Source organism: Providencia sp. PROV210 (assembly GCF_028479445.1).
In the GTDB taxonomy this organism is placed as follows: Bacteria; Pseudomonadota; Gammaproteobacteria; order Enterobacterales; family Enterobacteriaceae; genus Providencia; species Providencia rustigianii.
The window spans coordinates 1-18,972 of the sequence record NZ_JAMPNQ010000011.1; the positions used below are offsets into that span (position 1 = coordinate 1).

Annotated in this window: 19 protein-coding genes; 4 read left to right on the forward strand and 15 right to left on the reverse strand. The window is 41.0% G+C overall.

All coding sequences use genetic code 11. From position 1 onward, the window contains the following. Positions 1-77: 77 nt before the first annotated feature. The 8 genes from fusA to fkpA form a co-directional block, all read right to left on the reverse strand. The gene (fusA, locus tag PR761_RS08465) at positions 78-2,204 is read right to left on the reverse strand and encodes an elongation factor G (RefSeq protein WP_006813693.1); all 2,127 of its coding nucleotides are present in this window, start codon (positions 2,202-2,204) and stop codon (positions 78-80) included. An 86-nt stretch (positions 2,205-2,290) separates the two neighbouring features. Then, positions 2,291-2,761 (reverse strand): 30S ribosomal protein S7, encoded by a 471-nt coding sequence (gene rpsG / locus PR761_RS08470; RefSeq protein ID WP_006813694.1) that lies wholly within the window; start codon positions 2,759-2,761, stop codon positions 2,291-2,293. 97 nt (positions 2,762-2,858) lie between these two features. Next, entirely contained in the window at positions 2,859-3,233 is a 375-nt protein-coding gene (gene rpsL, locus PR761_RS08475) for a 30S ribosomal protein S12 (protein WP_004265905.1), read from the reverse strand. A 136-nt stretch (positions 3,234-3,369) separates the two neighbouring features. Next, positions 3,370-3,657, reverse strand: coding sequence for a sulfurtransferase complex subunit TusB (gene tusB, locus PR761_RS08480; protein ID WP_006813696.1), 288 nt, complete (start codon positions 3,655-3,657; stop codon positions 3,370-3,372). A 39-nt stretch (positions 3,658-3,696) separates the two neighbouring features. After that, positions 3,697-4,056 (reverse strand): sulfurtransferase complex subunit TusC, encoded by a 360-nt coding sequence (tusC, locus tag PR761_RS08485; RefSeq protein ID WP_006813697.1) that lies wholly within the window; start codon positions 4,054-4,056, stop codon positions 3,697-3,699. A 25-nt stretch (positions 4,057-4,081) separates the two neighbouring features. Next, positions 4,082-4,486 carry a sulfurtransferase complex subunit TusD gene (tusD, locus tag PR761_RS08490; protein WP_006813698.1) on the reverse strand — a complete coding sequence of 135 codons (405 nt, stop codon included), beginning with the start codon at positions 4,484-4,486 and terminating at the stop codon, positions 4,082-4,084. Continuing rightward, complete coding sequence (locus PR761_RS08495) at positions 4,483-5,187, reverse strand: helix-turn-helix transcriptional regulator (RefSeq protein WP_006813699.1); 705 nt, start codon at positions 5,185-5,187, stop codon at positions 4,483-4,485. Before PR761_RS08495 ends, tusD begins: the two co-directional genes overlap by 4 nt. A 341-nt stretch (positions 5,188-5,528) precedes the next feature. Continuing rightward, positions 5,529-6,272 carry an FKBP-type peptidyl-prolyl cis-trans isomerase gene (gene fkpA, locus PR761_RS08500; RefSeq protein WP_006813700.1) on the reverse strand — a complete coding sequence of 248 codons (744 nt, stop codon included), beginning with the start codon at positions 6,270-6,272 and terminating at the stop codon, positions 5,529-5,531. Between the two features lie 234 nt (positions 6,273-6,506). Here fkpA and PR761_RS08505 point away from each other — a divergent pair, with 234 nt between their 5' ends. Next, positions 6,507-6,728 carry a SlyX family protein gene (locus PR761_RS08505; RefSeq protein ID WP_154610890.1) on the forward strand — a complete coding sequence of 74 codons (222 nt, stop codon included), beginning with the start codon at positions 6,507-6,509 and terminating at the stop codon, positions 6,726-6,728. A gap of 59 nt (positions 6,729-6,787) precedes the next feature. Here the strand turns inward: PR761_RS08505 and slyD are convergent, their stop codons facing one another. The 4 genes from slyD to kefG all read right to left on the reverse strand — a co-directional run bounded on the left by slyD (position 6,788) and on the right by kefG (position 10,055). Next, the gene (gene slyD / locus PR761_RS08510; protein ID WP_006813702.1) at positions 6,788-7,393 is read right to left on the reverse strand and encodes a peptidylprolyl isomerase; all 606 of its coding nucleotides are present in this window, start codon (positions 7,391-7,393) and stop codon (positions 6,788-6,790) included. A gap of 86 nt (positions 7,394-7,479) precedes the next feature. After that, positions 7,480-7,683 carry a YheV family putative zinc ribbon protein gene (locus PR761_RS08515; RefSeq protein ID WP_006813703.1) on the reverse strand — a complete coding sequence of 68 codons (204 nt, stop codon included), beginning with the start codon at positions 7,681-7,683 and terminating at the stop codon, positions 7,480-7,482. A 10-nt stretch (positions 7,684-7,693) separates the two neighbouring features. Beyond that, positions 7,694-9,502, reverse strand: a complete 1,809-nt coding sequence (kefB, locus tag PR761_RS08520) for a glutathione-regulated potassium-efflux system protein KefB (RefSeq protein ID WP_115163894.1) — start codon at positions 9,500-9,502, stop codon at positions 7,694-7,696. After that, the gene (kefG, locus tag PR761_RS08525) at positions 9,495-10,055 is read right to left on the reverse strand and encodes a glutathione-regulated potassium-efflux system ancillary protein KefG (protein WP_112835999.1); all 561 of its coding nucleotides are present in this window, start codon (positions 10,053-10,055) and stop codon (positions 9,495-9,497) included. The genes kefB and kefG overlap by 8 nt, the downstream gene beginning before the upstream one ends. 151 nt (positions 10,056-10,206) lie before the next feature. On the opposite strand from kefG, the gene PR761_RS08530 reads away from it, so the two are divergent. The 3 genes from PR761_RS08530 to PR761_RS08540 all read left to right on the forward strand — a co-directional run bounded on the left by PR761_RS08530 (position 10,207) and on the right by PR761_RS08540 (position 14,532). Further along, positions 10,207-12,141: an ABC transporter ATP-binding protein gene (locus PR761_RS08530; protein WP_006813706.1), complete on the forward strand. Its 1,935-nt coding sequence runs from the start codon at positions 10,207-10,209 to the stop codon at positions 12,139-12,141. A 441-nt stretch (positions 12,142-12,582) separates the two neighbouring features. Continuing rightward, positions 12,583-13,806 (forward strand): peptidase, encoded by a 1,224-nt coding sequence (locus tag PR761_RS08535; RefSeq protein ID WP_154610891.1) that lies wholly within the window; start codon positions 12,583-12,585, stop codon positions 13,804-13,806. 15 nt (positions 13,807-13,821) lie between these two features. After that, positions 13,822-14,532 carry an Lnb N-terminal periplasmic domain-containing protein gene (locus tag PR761_RS08540; protein ID WP_006813708.1) on the forward strand — a complete coding sequence of 237 codons (711 nt, stop codon included), beginning with the start codon at positions 13,822-13,824 and terminating at the stop codon, positions 14,530-14,532. 96 nt (positions 14,533-14,628) lie between these two features. Here PR761_RS08540 and adiA read toward each other — a convergent pair whose 3' ends face one another. The 3 genes from adiA to PR761_RS08555 form a co-directional block, all read right to left on the reverse strand. Continuing rightward, positions 14,629-16,899: an arginine decarboxylase gene (gene adiA, locus PR761_RS08545; protein ID WP_006813709.1), complete on the reverse strand. Its 2,271-nt coding sequence runs from the start codon at positions 16,897-16,899 to the stop codon at positions 14,629-14,631. Between the two features lie 98 nt (positions 16,900-16,997). Continuing rightward, the gene (locus tag PR761_RS08550) at positions 16,998-17,855 is read right to left on the reverse strand and encodes a TauD/TfdA family dioxygenase (protein ID WP_154610892.1); all 858 of its coding nucleotides are present in this window, start codon (positions 17,853-17,855) and stop codon (positions 16,998-17,000) included. A 253-nt stretch (positions 17,856-18,108) separates the two neighbouring features. Beyond that, positions 18,109-18,969: a MurR/RpiR family transcriptional regulator gene (locus PR761_RS08555; RefSeq protein WP_006813711.1), complete on the reverse strand. Its 861-nt coding sequence runs from the start codon at positions 18,967-18,969 to the stop codon at positions 18,109-18,111. Positions 18,970-18,972 lie beyond the last annotated feature (3 nt).

An 18,972-nucleotide genomic window follows, 5' to 3' on the forward strand; every position in this document is an offset into this window, starting at 1 on the left:
CGACTCTATTCCTTATGGAGTTCCCTCTTTACTATAAAGAAGGAACTTAAATTAAAGTTGTTATCGATAAAAATCGATTATTTAGCGTTACGAGCTTCGATTACAGCTTGTGCAACGTTGTTTGGCGCTTCATTGTACTTCAGGAACTCCATAGAGTATGAAGCACGACCTTGTGTCTGAGAACGCAGGTCAGTAGCATAACCGAACATTTCGGATAATGGTACTTGTGCACGAACAACTTTACCAGTAGGTAAGTCATCCATACCTTCAATCATACCACGACGACGGTTCAGGTCACCAATTACATCACCCATGTAGTCTTCAGGTGTTTCCACCTCAACTTTCATGATTGGCTCAAGCAGAACTGGTTTCGCTTTTTTGAAGCCGTCTTTAAATGCCAGCGATGCTGCCAATTTAAACGCCAATTCTGAGGAGTCGACATCATGGTAAGAACCGAAGTGCAGACGAACACCCATGTTCACAACTGGGTAACCAGCTAATGGACCAGATTTCAGCTGCTCTTGGAGACCTTTATCAACCGCAGGGATGTATTCGCTAGGAATCACACCACCTTTAATGTCGTTGACAAATTCGTATTCCATGTTGACGCCGTCTTTGTCTGCCTTGTTCAGTGGGTACATATCGATAACGACATGACCGTACTGACCACGACCACCAGACTGTTTCGCGTGTTTACCTTCAATGTCAGTCACTTTCATCGTGATTGCTTCACGGTAAGCAACTTGAGGTTTACCAACGTTCGCTTCAACTTTAAATTCACGACGCATACGGTCAACCAGAACGTCCAAGTGCAATTCACCCATACCAGCGATGATAGTCTGATTAGTCTCTTCATCGGTTGATACGCGGAATGATGGATCTTCTTGAGCCAAACGGCCAAGTGCGATACCCATTTTTTCTTGGTCAGCTTTAGTTTTTGGTTCAATTGCAACAGAGATTACTGGCTCTGGGAATTCCATACGCTCCAGGATGATTGGTGCATCGATAGCACATAAAGTATCACCTGTAGTTACGTCTTTCAGACCGATAGCAGCCGCGATGTCACCAGCGCGAACTTCTTTAATCTCTTCACGCTTGTTAGCGTGCATCTGAACGATACGACCAAAACGTTCTTTCTTAGATTTAACTGGGTTCAGTACAGTATCACCTGAATTAACAACACCGGAGTAAACACGGAAGAATGTCAGGTTACCAACGAACGGGTCAGTTGCAATTTTAAATGCTAAAGAGGAGAACGGCTCATCATCACTTGCATGACGCTCAGCTGGAGTATCTTTACCATCATCCAGAATACCGTTGATTGCAGGTACGTCTGTAGGTGCTGGTAAGTACTCAACAACTGCATCCAGCATCGCCTGAACACCTTTGTTCTTAAACGCAGAACCACAAGTAACCAGGATAATTTCGCTTGCCAGAACACGTTGACGAAGTGCAGCTTTAATCTCGTCTTCAGTCAGGTCTTCACCGCCCAGATATTTTTCCATCAGATCTTCTGATGCTTCTGCTGCGGATTCAACTAAATAGTTGTGCCATTCTTCAGCTAAGTCTTGAAGATCTGCAGGGATATCTTCGTATTCGAAGGTAACACCTTGGTCTTCATCGCTCCACTTGATCGCTTTCATTTTGATCAGGTCAACAACACCAGTGAAGCCTTCTTCTGCGCCTACTGGAATTTGAAGTGGAACTGGGTTAGCTGCTAAACGCGTTTTTAATTGCTCAACAACGCGTAAGTAGTTCGCACCCATACGGTCCATTTTGTTAACGAACGCGATACGTGGAACTTTATATTTGTTAGCCTGACGCCATACAGTTTCAGACTGTGGCTGAACACCACCAACCGCACAGTAAACCATTACTGCACCATCAAGAACACGCATAGAACGTTCTACTTCGATTGTGAAGTCAACGTGTCCTGGGGTGTCGATGATATTGATACGGTGTGGCTCGAACTGTTTTGCCATACCAGACCAGAATGCCGTAGTCGCAGCGGAAGTGATAGTAATACCACGCTCTTGCTCCTGCTCCATCCAGTCCATTGTTGCAGAACCTTCGTGAGTTTCACCAATTTTATGGTTTACACCAGTATAGAACAGAATACGTTCAGAAGTTGTGGTTTTACCGGCGTCGATGTGTGCACTGATACCGATATTACGATAGCGTGCTATGGGCGTTTGACGGGCCATTTTTTCCTCTCTCGTGGGCGTTCAATTTATCATATAAAGGGTAGCGAAAGGCTACCCTGAGATACATCACTAATATCAGTAAGAAATTACCAACGGTAGTGTGCGAACGCCTTGTTAGCTTCTGCCATACGGTGAACGTCTTCACGTTTCTTAACAGATGAACCTTTGTTCTCAGCAGCGTCTGATAATTCGTTTGCCAGGCGAAGTGCCATAGATTTATCACCGCGTTTACGAGCAGCATCAACGATCCAACGCATTGCCAGGGCATTACGACGAACCGGGCGAACTTCAACTGGAACTTGGTAAGTTGAACCACCAACACGGCGAGATTTAACTTCGACAGTCGGACGCACGTTATCCAGTGCTAATTCGAATGCATCAAGTTCAGTTTTACCAGAACGCTGAGCAAGGAGCTCAAGTGCGTTATATACGATTGCTTCAGCAGTAGATTTTTTCCCGTCTACCATCAGGATATTCACAAACTTGGCCAGTAATTCTGATCCGAACTTAGGATCTGGAAGAATTTTACGTTGACCAATTACGCGACGACGTGGCATGGATATTACTCCGTTGTTAATTCAGGTTTGTCCAAAACTCTACGAGAGTATTTTGACATTAAGATGAAAATGTTTGGCCTTACTTAACGGAAATCCATTAAGCCTTAGGTTTCTTCGCGCCGTATTTAGAACGAGCTTGCTTACGGTCTTTAACACCAGAACAGTCCAGTGCTCCGCGAACGGTGTGATAACGCACACCTGGCAAGTCTTTAACACGACCGCCACGGATCAGGATTACGGAGTGTTCCTGCAAGTTGTGGCCTTCACCACCGATGTAGGAAGAAACTTCGAAACCGTTAGTTAAACGAACACGGCATACTTTACGTAATGCTGAGTTTGGTTTCTTTGGAGTGGTAGTATATACACGAGTACATACGCCACGTTTTTGCGGGCAAGCTTCCAGTGCTGGAACGTTGCTTTTAACAACTTTCGAGCTACGAGATTTGCGTACCAGCTGATTAATAGTTGCCATTATTAAAAAAGCTCCTGGTTTTTTTGCTTCGTAAACACGGATTTTGACCTCGTTCGCCAACATGACGATACACGAGGACGCGAAATTTTATTGCCGACTGGCTCAGGTGTCAAGAAATATACAACTTTTAGTGACTTTATAAGGCAAAATGTTGCTTATGAGCCTCAGTCAGTGTCACAAAACCTTGATATGTGATGATAGAAACGTTGTCAGAAATTTTTTTCTGCAATCCTCTGGCGTTAATATCAACATCTAAGGCGTAAATTTGAGCACCGCTGTTTTGTAATTCAGCGAGGTACTTTGAGTGCGCAATGGCGGCGACAACCCCATCTTGCATCAGTAGAACAGCGTCATTGTTTGTTATTAACCGCAATATAGCGGGAAAATCACATTTAAACGGGGAGGTAGCGATTGTGTATAGCATGGACGGGATCCTACTACAGATCAAAATTTGAGCGCAAGCTTAAAATTTAAGCACGACATCGCAAGATGACAATTTTTCTTTGATTTGCTGCGCCGTTAAAAACTCCGGAGGAACAACCCATTCATTTTGTTGGCTAATGCCTCTTTCCTGTAATGAGTCCATACATATGTAAATATTTTCGATGTCATATAGAGGCAAAATTTTAAATGTCGAGATATAGTCGCGCGCCAGAATTTCTTTAGGTTGTTGATATCCGAGTAGCTGGCAAACACCATCAGAAATAAAGAAAACACTGATATCGTCACTCAATGCAGATGTTGCTAACAATGCATCTAGCCCTTCTCGCCCACTGGCACTTCCATGAGGTATGGTGGTAAAAACAAAGGCAATTTTTTTCACAAGATACCTTCAATAAAATCGCAGCTTAAAACTGGATAGTGCGGTCAGTTGTTAACATAGCTTCAGCAAGACTGCCTAAACCACTCATGATGAAACCGTCCGATAAATTATGTGTAGGTAATGATAATGAGGCTGCTTGCTCTTTATCAATAATTCCACGACGTAATCCTGCGGCGACACAGATATGCATTTCACAACCAGATTCTTGTGCTAACTTCCGCCATGCATTGACTAAATCGAATTCATCCGTAGCCGGTGAGGTGAGCACGTTACCGTTGAGAACCCCATCTTGATAAAAAAATAGGGTTTTCAAAATATGCCCCGCTTTCAGTAGAGCTTTGGCAAACTGGTAGGCACTCGCAGCTTGCGAAGTGCCATAAGCAGGTCCAGTGACTAATAAGCAGTAAGTTAATGGGTTTGGCTTACTCATTCACCACTCTTAAATTGGCGGATATATAAATAAACGGTGTGCTTAGAGATGTTTAGGCGATCTGCAACTTGGTTAATCGCATCTTTAATATCGAAAATACCTTTTTCATAAAGGTTGAGTACAACTTGCTTGTTCTTCGCGTTATTCGATACGTTGCGATCATTACTCACTTCTTCAATGGTGTATTCCAAAGTTTGTGCAACAAGATCATCAACAGACGATGCAAAGTTAACATCAGATGTAATCTCTTGCTTTTCTTCTGGCACAAAGCTTTTGATAATCTCAGAGAAAGGAACATCTAAGTTCATATTGATGCACAATAAACCAATGACACGCTGCTTACGATTACGAATCGCAATAGTGACCGATTTCATTAAATCGCCACTTTTTGCCTTAGTAAAGTAAGCTTTTGATACATTGGATTCCGCATCAGCCATATCGTGTAGCATTCTTAACGCGAGGTCAGTAATTGGTGAGCCAATTTTACGACCAGTATGCTGACCATTTGCTATTCTCACCGCTGAACATTTTAGGTCTTCCAAAGAGTGAAGAACAATTTCACAATGCTCACCAATTAGCATAGCGAGTCCATCAACCGCAGCTTCATAAGACTTTAAAATTTCATGGTCTGTCTCAGTAAAAGGTTGGTTATCTAAAATATTGATATCACTGAGATCATGGGATTGTAATGCATCAGACATTTCAACTTCATCCTTCTAAAGTGTATAAAATTCATCACGTCGGCTAGCAAGGCATTCATTATTCGACTAATTTGCCTTCATTTTATTGCTCATAGCTGACGTATATGATGATAAAAAATAAAAACGAATCTATTGAAGTTAAAACTACGAGGCGCTGCCGTCAAGAGAATGAATGCAAGAGAGTATGTTTTATCACAAGTTTCATGCAATTTAAGATTTTTAAATACAAATTTTCTCTCAAGGCTTATACAAAACTATTTTTTTCGTCTCGTATTGACCATTGAATACAAAAAAACCCAGAACAAGTCTGGGTTTCATCAATTTTGTCTCATAGAGAAAAATTATTTTGCAGCTGGTTTGATATCTAATAATTCAACATCAAAGACCAATGTGGAGTTTGCAGGGATACCTGGAACGCCATTCTCACCGTATGCTAATTCTGGTGGGATCACTAACTGAATTTTTCCGCCTTTTTTCAGGTTAGATAAACCTTCAGTCCAGCCTTTGATCACTGAATTCAATGGAATTGTCAGTGGCTCATTACGTGCATATGAACTATCGAATTCAGAACCATCAACTAAAGTTCCTTTATAATGAACAACAACAGTTTCATCTTCTTTAGGTTTTGCGCCTGTACCATCTTTTTCAATTTTGTATAGCAGACCTGATTTCGTTTTTACTACGCCTTTTTCTTTAGCGTATGCAGCACGGTAATCAGCGCCTTTTTTCTCATTAGCGACAGTTTCGTCTTTAATTTTTTTCTCAGCAGCTGCTTTTACTTGACCTTCAAATTGACGTAAAGTTTCTTCAACTTCAGCATCTGTCATTTTGCTTTTACCGTTGAATGCATCTTGAACACCGGCAAGCAGTTGAGCTTTATCCAGGTTGATACCAATGGTTTTTTGCTCATCTAAAGAATTCTGCATGTAGCGGCCTAAAGAGGCACCTAGTGCGTAAGCATTACGCTCTTCTGCATTTTTGAATGCGCTGCTTTGCGCTTTTGCTTCTGCTGCCATGACTTGCGGTGCCGCAAATGTCAGCGCTAATGTCGTTGCTAATAGACTTGCCTTAAACAGTGATTTCATCCTAATCTCCGATAGCTATTATTCGAGTCTTTGAGACTCACTTTTATTGATAGCTGTTCCTTTAATTTAAAAAACAAGCTGTCAGTTAACACAATTAATATAAGAATATCTTAGACCACATTAACAAAAAGAGGTTTCAACGCCTATACCTTTAAGTAAAACTTATCTGTTGATTTGTAATGTTCGGTTATTATGATGTTTTTTTATGATGAGAACCCATAAGGAGAGTCTAAAATGGATGCATCAGATACTTTTGAACAACGGTTGGAACTTTTAGAAAGTAAAGTTGCTTTCCAAGAATTGACGATTGAACAACTTAACCAAGTGATCACAGAGCAACAAATGCAACTGTCAAAAATGCAAGAGCATCTCCGAATTGTCGCTGAAAGATTAAAAGCATCACAATCTTCCTATCTCGCACGTCCAGAGGAAGAAACTCCGCCACCACATTACTAATGTGGGCTAAAACGAGAAAAGGAAAGCATAAGCTTTCCTTTTCTACAAACAGTTAAGGCTTAGTGGCAGCCGCAACCACCTTGTTTTTGACCGTGTCCGTGACCTTCGCCACCGCCACAGCAACCGCCTTCAGAACCATGGCTATGACCGCCACCGCCACAACAACCACCTTCGTGGTCATGATCGTGGTCGTGACCATCTGCACCATGAACATGTCCATGAGCGATTTCTTCTTCTGTTGCTTCACGGATAGCCATGACTTCAACGTTAAATTTCAGGTTTTGGCCCGCTAACATGTGGTTACCATCAACGATAACTTCATCGCCTTCGATTCCAGTGATTTCAACTGGAACAGGACCCATATCAGTGTCAGCTAAGAAACGCATGCCCACTTCTAACTCATCAACACCCATAAATACATCTTTTGGTACGCGTTGAACTAAGTTGTCATCATACTGACCATATGCATCGTCTGAAGCGACTTCAACATCGAAATGTTCACCAACTTCACGGCCTTCTAATGCTTTTTCCAGACCAGAAATTAAAGAACCACGACCATGCAGGTAGTCCATTGGCGCACTGGCTGGGGACTCATCAACTAAAACACCGTCTTCTGTTCTTACTTGGTAAGCTAAGCTCACAACCAAGTCTTTTGCTACTTTCATGACATCTCCTACGACCCGTAAGGGAAAAATTTTTGCCAATTGTACCGGAAAACATGTGTGCTGTATTGAGAATTGACAAAATTCTCTTACTCTGGATTAAAAATACCGATTACTTTTTCTTGTTTTCTAACATGCTCCGTTGCATCACCCTCAACTTGTCGTTGTTGATCGCCGCACTTCACACATTCCACTACATCAATTTTATCTTCACGCCACATCATCAAAGTATCTTGGGACTGGCATTTAGGGCAAGTAGCCCCCGCAATAAAGCGTTTACGTGTTGACGCCATTTTTCTACCTTCACTGTTCGCGATTCCAGCTATGAGGCTGGCGATTTTCTCTTTGCATCTCTTTTTCAAAAAGCTCGTTTAATTCACGGCGAGCTTCTTTAATACGTGATATTTGGCCACTGTCGCTATTTTCATTTTCAGGAACGACATCCCTTAGCATACGCATATCTAGACGACGGAAATGCTGTTTCGCTCGATAAGCTTGGTGAGGATGCATTCCTGTGCTGACTAATGCTTTGCTTCCCATCTCTAAAGCACTGGAAAAAGTTTCACGGCTAAAATCTGTCACACCACTATGCAGTAATTCGTGAGCTTCTAAACGCCCTTCAGCACGAGCAATAATATGTAAATTAGGGAAGTTTTCTTGGCAAATTCGGACTATTTCCATCACTTCTTCTGGAACATTGCTAGTGATAACAATCGATTTTGCTTTATCTGCCCCCGCTGAGCGTAATAGTTGAAGGTCTCTAGCATCCCCATAATATACGGTGTAACCATAGCGGCGCATGGTACTAATTGCGGTGACATCTTGCTCTAATACGGTAATTTTCACCTTATTCGCCATGAGTAAGCGACCAACAACCTGCCCCATTCTCCCAAAACCAACCAAAATAACATGGGGATCATTATCCTCAACAAACGGTTTTTCTGTGGAAAAAGGTTGTTGATTATAGCGACGGTTCAAATAAGCATCTATCAGCTGCATCACAAGTGGGGTTGTCATCATGGATAATGTCACCACAACCAACAGTAAATCCATCTGCACCTCGTTGATAACACTCGCTCCAAATGCTGTCGCGTAAATCACAAATGCAAATTCCCCACCTTGACTGAGTACCCCAGAAAATTGAGCCCTTGCGCCATTGCGTAAACGAGCTGCAAAACCTAACCCATATAAAACCAACGCTTTTACAGCCACCAAAGCAACCACGGCAATTAAGACCTGTGGCAGGTAGCTCCATAGGACTTGTAGGTTAAGGGACATACCCACAGAGATAAAAAATAATCCCAGAAGCAGCCCTTTAAATGGATCGATATTGATTTCTAGCTCATGGCGGAATTCCGTTTCTGCTAGCATGACCCCCGCCATAAACGTACCGAGCGCCATTGAAAAACCTAAGCTTTCCATCACTAGTGCTGATCCGAGAACCACCAGTAACGCAGCTGCTGTGAAAATTTCATGTACACCAGACTTAGCCGCTAATCGGAATAATGGACGTAATAGATAACGCCCGACAATCCATAATCCAGCGAAAGCGACAACTTTCAAGCCAATTTTATACCAGTCGCTACTCCCTGTATCCCCTGCGAGGAGTGGGATCAACGCCATTATTGGAATAACCGCCATATCTTGAAAAAGTAAAACAGAAAAACCGAGCTGCCCACTTTCTTGCTTAGACATGCCCTTTTCATCCATTAACTGCAATGCCATTGCCGTGGAGGACATTGCCATACCGAGCCCACCAACAACCGCCGCTTGCCATGAAAATTGTGCAAGAATTAATAACCCAGCCATAATCGCAGCAGTGACGACAACCTGAACTGAGCCTACGCCAAAAATTGATCGCCGAAGTTCCCAAAGCTTAGAGGGCTTTAATTCCAACCCAATCAGGAACATTAGAAAAACCACACCCATTTCGGAAAAATGCAGAATATCGTCGACATTGTGAATAAAACCGAATACAAAGGGCCCAATCATGATGCCTGCTAGCAAATACCCCAGCACCGCTCCCAAACGAATTTTTTGCGCAATCGGCACCATAACCACACCCGCGCACAGAAATATGATCACTGACTCGAAAAGGTTCAGTTCATCCATTTGGATTTCCTCCGGTACTTAAGGGTTGCTGCATCCATTGTTTATATTCATCAATCATTTGCTGTAGTCGTTCCCCCTCCAGCCGACGAGCAGAATAAATAATACTTGGCGATAACCACTGCATGTCGCACATCAATGCCGTCAATTCAAACGGACGAAGTATTTCTAATAATGGATAACGGTTGTATCCACCATGCTGGTAAGCTGTAGCCGGTTCCCCGGTAGTAATAATCGAGCGCCAATATTTTCCTTTTAGTTTTTGGTAGCCCTGATCTGTTGCAAATCGCCGAGTTAGCACTTGGTCAAACCACTCTTTCAGTAAAGCGGGACAACTATAAGTGTAAAGAGGATGTTGAAATACAATGATGTCATGCTGACAAAGAAGCTTTTGCTCAGCCGTGATATCAATAAAAAAATCGGGGTAGGTCGCATATAAATCATGAACCGTAACATGCTCAAAATCACGTATAGCATTCAGTAACTGACGATTAGCAACAGATTCATTTGGATATGGGTGAGCATAGACTACGAGCACTTTCGGTGTATTTGACATCTTTCCCTCCTCAAAGGCGTGTCAGACGGATAATTTTCCGTTACCATGCAGCCTCAAAAATGTACTTTAAGCTTAATATATTTCTGTAATAACTTTATTACTCAAATATATCCAACTCGATAATTTAACATATTTTCAATAGACGGTTTCTATGATTGTTTTCTCTTCATTACAAATTCGCCGAGGTGTACGTGTTCTGTTGGACAATGCAACTGCGACTATCAACCCAGGACAAAAAGTTGGGTTAGTGGGTAAAAACGGCTGCGGGAAGTCAACACTGCTGGCACTCTTAAAGGGCGAACTGCAAGCAGAGGCAGGATCAGCAACCTTTCCAAGTAATTGGTCAATGGCGTGGGTAAACCAAGAAACTCCAGCCCTTGATATCCCTTGTATTGAATATGTGATTGACGGTGACCGAGAGTTCCGTGAATTAGAGCGTAAGCTACAACACGCCAATGAAAAAAATGATGGTCATGGGATTGCCGTGATCCACGGTCAATTAGATGCTATCGATGCGTGGACGATCCGCTCAAGAGCCTCTAGCTTGCTCCACGGTTTAGGTTTTAGCCAAGCCCAGCTACAATCCCCAGTAAAATCATTCTCCGGTGGATGGCGTATGCGTTTGAACCTTGCACAAGCGTTATTGTGCCGTTCAGATTTGTTGCTGCTCGATGAGCCGACGAACCACTTAGATTTAGATGCAGTGATTTGGTTGGAAAAATGGCTTAAAAGCTATTCTGGCACCCTGATTTTGATTTCCCATGATAGGGACTTCCTCGACCCAATCATCGACAAAGTGCTGCATATTGAGCAAGAATCCATGTTCGAGTATACCGGCAATTATTCATCGTTCGAGGGGCAACGCGCGATGAAGCTTTCACAGCAACAAGCTTTATATGAGAGTCAACAAGTTAGAGCTGCACACTTACAAAGTTATATTGATCGTTTTAGAGCGCAAGCCACTAAAGCAAAACAAGCTCAAAGCCGGATTAAAATGCTCGAAAAAATGGAAATGGTTTCTCCAGCACATGTAGATAACCCCTTCCATTTTTCATTCCGTAAACCCGAAAGCTTACCAAACCCATTATTGAAAATGGAAAAAGTCAGCGCAGGTTACGCCGAAAAAGTGATTTTAGAATCCATTAAATTGAACCTAGTTCCCGGTTCACGTATCGGCTTACTAGGCCGTAACGGAGCAGGTAAATCGACCTTGATCAAGATGCTTGCGGGTGATTTGCCTCCATTACATGGGAAAATCTCGCTCTCAAAAGGCATCAAGCTTGGGTACTTCGCTCAGCATCAATTAGAATATTTGCATGCAGATGAATCGCCATTACAGCATATCGCCCGCCTTGCACCTGACCAAACCGAGCAACAACTGCGTGATTATCTAGGTGGTTTTGGCTTTAAAGGCGACCAAGTCACGGATCCAACGGGCCGTTTTTCTGGTGGTGAAAAAGCGCGCTTAGTTTTAGCTTTAGTGGTATGGCAGCGCCCTAACCTACTGTTACTCGATGAACCGACTAACCACCTTGATTTAGATATGCGTCAAGCACTTACTGATGCGCTAATGGACTTTGAAGGGGCATTAGTGGTGGTATCCCATGATAGGCATTTATTGCGCTCAACAACGGATGAATTTTATCTGGTTCATGGCGGTATGGTGGCTCAATTTGATGGTGATTTAGATGATTATCAACAATGGCTAGCTGAGCAAAACAAACTCGAGTTACAACAGACTCGCGATCTGCTAGAAAAAGACAAACCAGCCAGCGCATCAACCGTGACGGCACAAGATAGAAAAGACCAAAAACGTCGCGATGCCGAATTCCGTCAACTGACCCAACCTATCCGTAAAAAAATTACGGAGTTGGAAAAAAAGATGGAAAAATATTCGACGTCTTTGAATGAGTTAGAAGCCAAGTTATCCGATCCTGCAATTTACGAACAAGACAAAAAAGCAGAGTTAACTGACTGTTTGAAAAAACAGACAGAACAAAAATCCGCACTTGAGGATGTTGAAATGGAGTGGATGGACCTGCAAGAGCAATTAGAAACGATGACCAGTGAGTTTGAAGCGGGTTAGCTCTGCGGCTTAAGCTTTTAAATCGATAGATGTAGCCCTAGTTATTAACTAGGGCTTTTTATTGTCTATACATATGACACACCTAATTTAAGTCCAATTACACAAGTAAAAATGGGATATCTAGATATGAAATATTAATTAGTAATAAAAATCTTATATTTCCATCAATTTACATATGTTTAACAGCACTTAATTATAATTGCTGGTCTGATATTTCATTCGATAGCAATAAATGAGTATTTTTAACTAAATAAAAAATCAAAGAATATTAAAACATTCTTTATTATTCATAATATTACGTTCTAAAAAATAATCGCTTAAATAAGCTATTTTTTCCATCGAAAGAAAGCCTTTATAATATTCATAATTGCACACATTAAAAATCATCCAAGTGAGAATTTAACTATTCTTATTTTGATATTATTTCATGGCTGGTATTCTATGATCTATATAATAACAATGCTTTACGGAAGAGAAACGGCTAAGCGATATTTTTGGGCTATTCTCACAATAACATTATTTGGTGCTTTAATTGGCATCTGCTTTTTTTTATTACCTTTTTTCGCCGATCCCTATGAATTTATTATCCTCCTCTGTATTCCTATCTTATTAGAAGCTATCCGCTCATTTTTTTGTGCAGCCTATTGTACTGGAGCGGCTAGAGGGCTAAGGATCAGCCGCGGACTTGTTTTACTGTTTATGGTCTATGTCGTTTTATTTTCTAAAATTCATGCTTGGGAAACCGTATTATCCGGTTTTATTACCGGCTTATATTTGATGGTGAGCTCTGTTTGGAAGATGTCAAACAGCGTCGTGCTTAAGTTTAAACGCTGGAAACTGATGTTCGCTGTTTCCGTTCTTGAATTCATGATAGGACTGTGGAATTTTATTCCATGGTCCTTTGATTACTCGTCTCGTCAAATATATTGGGATGTTGGGACTCTGATTTTAATTTATTCTCTTGATTCATTTTTTGTTTATTACTTCGTCACAAGTAGTCAGTTAGCGGATATTGATAGCCTAAAATCAAATGAAAATGAGGCTAATGAAGAGAATGAGACTAATAATAAAAATAGAGAAAAAGCGGTTTTGCATGTTTGGACAACCACAGGGCAATTACCACTCTTTTTTAAACTTATTCAACGCTACATTGTCTCTCGCAATTCATTAGGGGTGATCAGTACAGGCCACGTCGCCTTTGAACTTGATGAGGTTTATATTAGCCATTACCCAGAAAAAGATATTGAACGCGATACCTCTCAATTCTTGAAAATTTTAAAATCGACTGAAGAAAATAACGATTCTGGCGTTTTCCAAATCAGTTATAACGACGAAATGAAAATCGCACCACCCTCTAATTTCACAATCCCAATCGACGGTGTAAGCAAAGAAAAGTTAGACGAATTTTGGAATGAATATCGCAAAGATACCACTTACAATCTCACTAACCGAAATTGCTCAACTGTGGTCTCTCTTGCATTAATAAAAAGCACCGAGGGTTACTTTACTGAGAAGCGTGGCGGATTTATGCTCCTCCTGAAGCTGCTATTTAGCCCTGAATTATGGGTTATGTCCCAGCTAAGAAAACATGCAAGTATCATGACATGGACTCCAGGGATTGTTTTAGATTATTCCCGAGCGATGTCTGTACTATTAAAAATGTAACTTTACGGTCAGTCTATGAATCCAAAAGATGATTGGAGAACGGAATATCGCTATAAACCTCATATGGAGCTTAACAGTGATACCGCTGAAATAACGATCCACAATTTTAGGTCCTTTCAGTTTTTAGATGAAAATAAATATATTTGGAATACAAAGAGCTACAATCTTTCCGATTTGCGCAGTGTGGATTTAGTACAGTCCCATTGGACAGGAAAAGTGATCGCCCATGTTTTTCTTAGTTTTGGTTTTGCCAATGGAGAATATGTTTCTTTCTCCATTGAAACACGGCGAAAATCACATCAAGAATTTTCTGTTTGGAAAGGATTTTTCTATCACTATGACATTATTTATGTCGTGGCGGATGAACAAGATTTGATTGGTACAAGAGTCAATTTGCGTAATGAGCAGGTTTATATCTATCCTTTAAACCTAGATCACGAGCTAGTCACGTTATTATTTTTAAACTATATGCATAAAGTCAATGAGCTCAAAGATACGGATGAACGATATCATTCCATGTGGAATAACTGCACAACAAGTATCTATAAAATTGCCAAGAAAACTTACCCAGAATTTAAATTTAACTGGAAATTATTAGCTAGCGGATATGCGTTTAAATATTGCATTCAGCTGGGATTTATTGAAAAGGAACAGTTTATTAATAAGCAGCAAATTCCGATTATTGAATTAATCGATAATGAGTTTTCAAAAAAAATAAGAAATTAGATTCTACATATAAATCAAGTACGCAAAAAAATAGAGCCCTATATTTCCATATGGGACTCTATTTTTACTTAAAATTATTTATCTAACGATATAAATTTATTGACCCTTCACGCACATCACATGATATTTCCCATCAATTTTTTCTGTGCCTTCGGTTTCATGTTCAAAACCTGGGAACTCGCTATCCCATGCCTGCAAACTACGTAAATAACCGATGTGAGGACTATGGGTTTCCCCAAAACTTTCACCCGATAACAACATTGGAATACCCGGTGGGTAAGGAATAATCGAGTTAGCCGCGATACGTCCCGCTAACTTATCGAGAGGAACGGCTTCCACGCGGTTAGCGACAATCTCTTGGTAGGCATCTCGTGGGCTCATCATCACTTGCGGTAATTCAGAGTAGGCTTGGTTCAACTGGCTTCCCGGATTATTGCGCTGTAAATAGGCAAACATTTTATCCCCAAGATCACGCAGCCCCATATCTCCATAAATCTCAGGAGCAACCTCCACCACTTCCGGAAGCACTTTTTTCAATTGCGTATTGGTGTCGTAATGGCGCTTAAAGGAGAGTAACGCATTCACCAGCGTTCCCCATTTACCTTTGGTAATTCCCATAGAAAACAGGAACATAATTTGAAAATCTGTCGTTCTTGTTGGGACGATACCATAATGATTGAGCCACGCCGTCACCAATGCAGCGGGAACACCAGAATCTTGTAATTTACCATCATCTCCCATGCCTGGAGCCAAAATACTCACTTTAATCGGATCTAGCATCGCCCAATCAGCAGGAATATTTTTGAAACCATGCCATGTATCTTCAGGATTCATCACCCAGCAACTCTGTTCTTTCATCAGCAGAGGAACCGGCGCAAATTCAAAGGGATAAACTTCGCCTGTTGCAGGGTCTTTTACTGTCTCCTGATTCCACGGTTTGAAAAACCACTCGCCATCATTTTGGAATTCTTTATACAGATACCCCAAAGATTGGCGGAAGTCGATGGCTTCGCGGATCACTTCATCGGTTAAAGAGCGACCACTGTTACCGTCCATCATATCGGCAGCAATATCATTTGATGCACAAATCGCATATAACGGCGATGTGGTCGCATGCATATGATAAGCCTGATTAAAGCGATTAAAATCTATGGCATTACGCCCATTTCTGATGTGAATAAATGAGGCTTGGGAGAGAGCATTAAGTAATTTATGTGTTGAGTGAGTAGCAAAGATAGTGGGGTCATCTGCTTTTCGTTCCTCATCACGCATCGCAAAATGGTCACGATAAATAGGGTTAAAACGTGCGTAGCCATACCAAGCTTCATCAAAATGAATACGATCGAGGGATTTATCCAGTAAATCTTGAACCTTACGCGCGTTGTAGCACACCCCATCATAGGTACAGTTGGTCACTACGCTATAAGCAGGTTTTTTGCCTACTTTATCTTTTGTTAATGGGTTACTTGCCACTTTTCTTTGAATCGCCTCTGGAGACATTTCAGTTGGGTAAATTGGGCCGATAATCCCATAACGGTTACGACTTGGGACCATATAAACAGGTTTTGCCCCTGTTAAAATCAATCCTTGCTCGATAGATTTATGGCAATTACGGTCAATCACCACCACATCATCATCGGTCATACACGCCTGCATAATGGTTCGGTTCGAGCCAGAGGTTCCTACCACCACAGAATAGGACTGGTCGGCACCAAAAATACGTGCGGCATTTTTCTCGCACTCACCAAATGCGCCAGTATGATCCAAAAGCGAACCTACTGCGACTCGTTCGATACCGATGTCAGTACGAAACAGATTTTCACCAAAGAAATCATGATAGATACGTCCCGCAGGCGTCTTAGTAAAACCCACGCCCCCTTGATGTCCCGGTGCAGCCCATGAATGTTCATGCACATCACTGTATTTAATCAAGCTTTTCATCAGAGGAGGTAGTAATTGAGCTCGGTAACGGATTATCGCAGCCAGTACTCGCCCTGCGATAAAGTCAGCAGAGTCTTCAAGGATCCACGCAAATTCATCCACTTGCTCCATCATTTTTCTATCAAAGGCAACAAGGGCTTCTTCACGATCGCTTAATAGGAAAACGGGGACATCCTCTTGGCGACGATGCAATTGCGTGATTAGCCGATGGGCTTGTGCCTGCTCTTCTTTATCGGACATATCCCGTCCATAGAGCAGGCAATCAATACTGGAGTTTGAGCGAATATATGCCAAACCATCTTCAAAATCACGAATAATGACCGTTTCCACATGCTCATCGTTTAATTCACTTGCAAGCCTAGCGACTGCATGGCTAATCACGGAATCTTCATCAGTTAACTCAGTATAAACAATGAGCGCTCTCATCAATAATACCCTTTCAAATAGTAAATAAAAAAATCATTACTCTATTCTTAACTCAGATTAAGCATTATTGCAAAATTGAGCGTTAATGAATGTATTATCTATTCAGATAATGAAGAATCTGTTGTTTGCCCACGATAGAGATGGCGAATAATTTTATCATCCTCAAATTCTTCTCGTTCATGGAGCACTCGCCGGTTATCCATAATAAGCAAATCACCATTTTCCCAATAGTGTTTATAAGAATAACGAGGCTGTTTTATAAATTCGGCTAATTCAGCAAAGAATTTTTTCGTTTCCTCTTTAGAAAATCCGACAATACGTGATTCCCAATTAGCTTGTTGACCGTCATTAAAAGGGAAATAAATCAGCATCTGCTCTATCCATCCCAAATCGGTAAAAACAGGATAATTGCACCATCCTTCCTGTTCCATATCGAACCACCCATCCACTGAAATATCAATATTACAACCACGATCCAATGCTCGGACTTGGAAGGTTTCATGTTTGAGTATTTTAATTAAATGAGGAGGCGCTTCTTTTAATGCTAAAACTTGATCACAAATGATTGTTGCACCATGAAACTTCATATTTTTAATTTCGTTAGCATACAAAAATATCTGATCGACTGGTGATAACAATACGCCACCATCCGCATGAAAAGGAAGCTGATTACGGCCAGTTAATAATCGGTCTTTTTTACCATCCAGTTGCATCACATCTCGGCATTCAGGCTCCGCTTCTGTATGTTGTTCAACTCTCTCAACGATTGAACCAAACTGGGTATACATATCCCGAAACGCAATCACATCAAATTTTAGTTTATTGATAACTAAGAAACCTTGTCGCATTAATAATTTTTTAATGTTATTTGTGTCTGCTTGCATAAAATCATTGGCAGACATCTTCGCACCAAATCCCGTTGACATCATTGGTTGCCATTTTATCGTCGCGTTCATGATATTCCTCACAATGGATATTAAGATAACATTTGAGAAGAATATATTTACCGGAAAAATATAACCACACAACATCAATTGTAATTTAAGGATTAACAAATAATATCAATTTAATTAAATTGAATATTATTTAACTTCATTTATTAAAGCAAAAATACCAAATTTAAAAAATAAAAATGTATTCTAATACCGTTATTTAAATTATGAATACCTGCATTTTTTAATTAAACATATCATTATTTATATTAAAATTTTACTCATCCAATTGATTGATCATGACCTTTGCATTCATCACCAGAGCCTTGGCTTTGTCTTCACGTTTTTGTAGTAACGCCATAAACAATAAATCGGTTAGGGTATTTTGCGCCGTCCTTGAAGAGATGGAAGAACTGCGCCATTCATTCTCTTCCGCCATACTTTCTAATACGTAATCAGATAACTGTGCCAAAGGGGAATCTTTAGAGCGCGTAATCGCAATCACGCAAGCACCATTATTATGACCAATGTTAGCAGCCGTTAGCATATCTTTTCGCTTCCCTGAAAAGGAAATTACAATTTGAACATCTTTGGGGGTAAGCGTAAGTGCAGCCGCAATTTGCACATGATGATCAGGTTCCACCAGCGTCGTAATGCCTATTTTTTGCAATTTATAGCTAAGATCTTTCGCCGTTAAGCCTGAACCGCCGATACCAACAATCTGTACACGCTGGGCGCTATCAAGGATCTCAACAATTTTTTCAAACTGATTAAAATCAATACGTTTTGTCGTTTCTGTAATTGAGTTATTTTTTTCCAATGCTAATTTTTGCGCCACCACCATCAAGCTATCGGTTTGAGCAATCCGATTATGTAACGCCATATGTGGGCTAACATGCTCCTGCTGTTGACGCCCAATGATTTCACTCAATGCCAATTTCAGCGCAGGATACCCCTTTACACCCAATTTTTGGCTAAATTTCACAATGGCAGATTGGCTGATACCAAGCTGTTCCGCTAACTGCTGAGAAGACAATTTCAGTACTTTTTGTGGATTCTCTAAGATAAATTGTGCAATTTTCTGTTGGTTCTCAGCAAGCCGAGGTAATAAACAGGTCATCGTATCGAGTAAATTCATAGC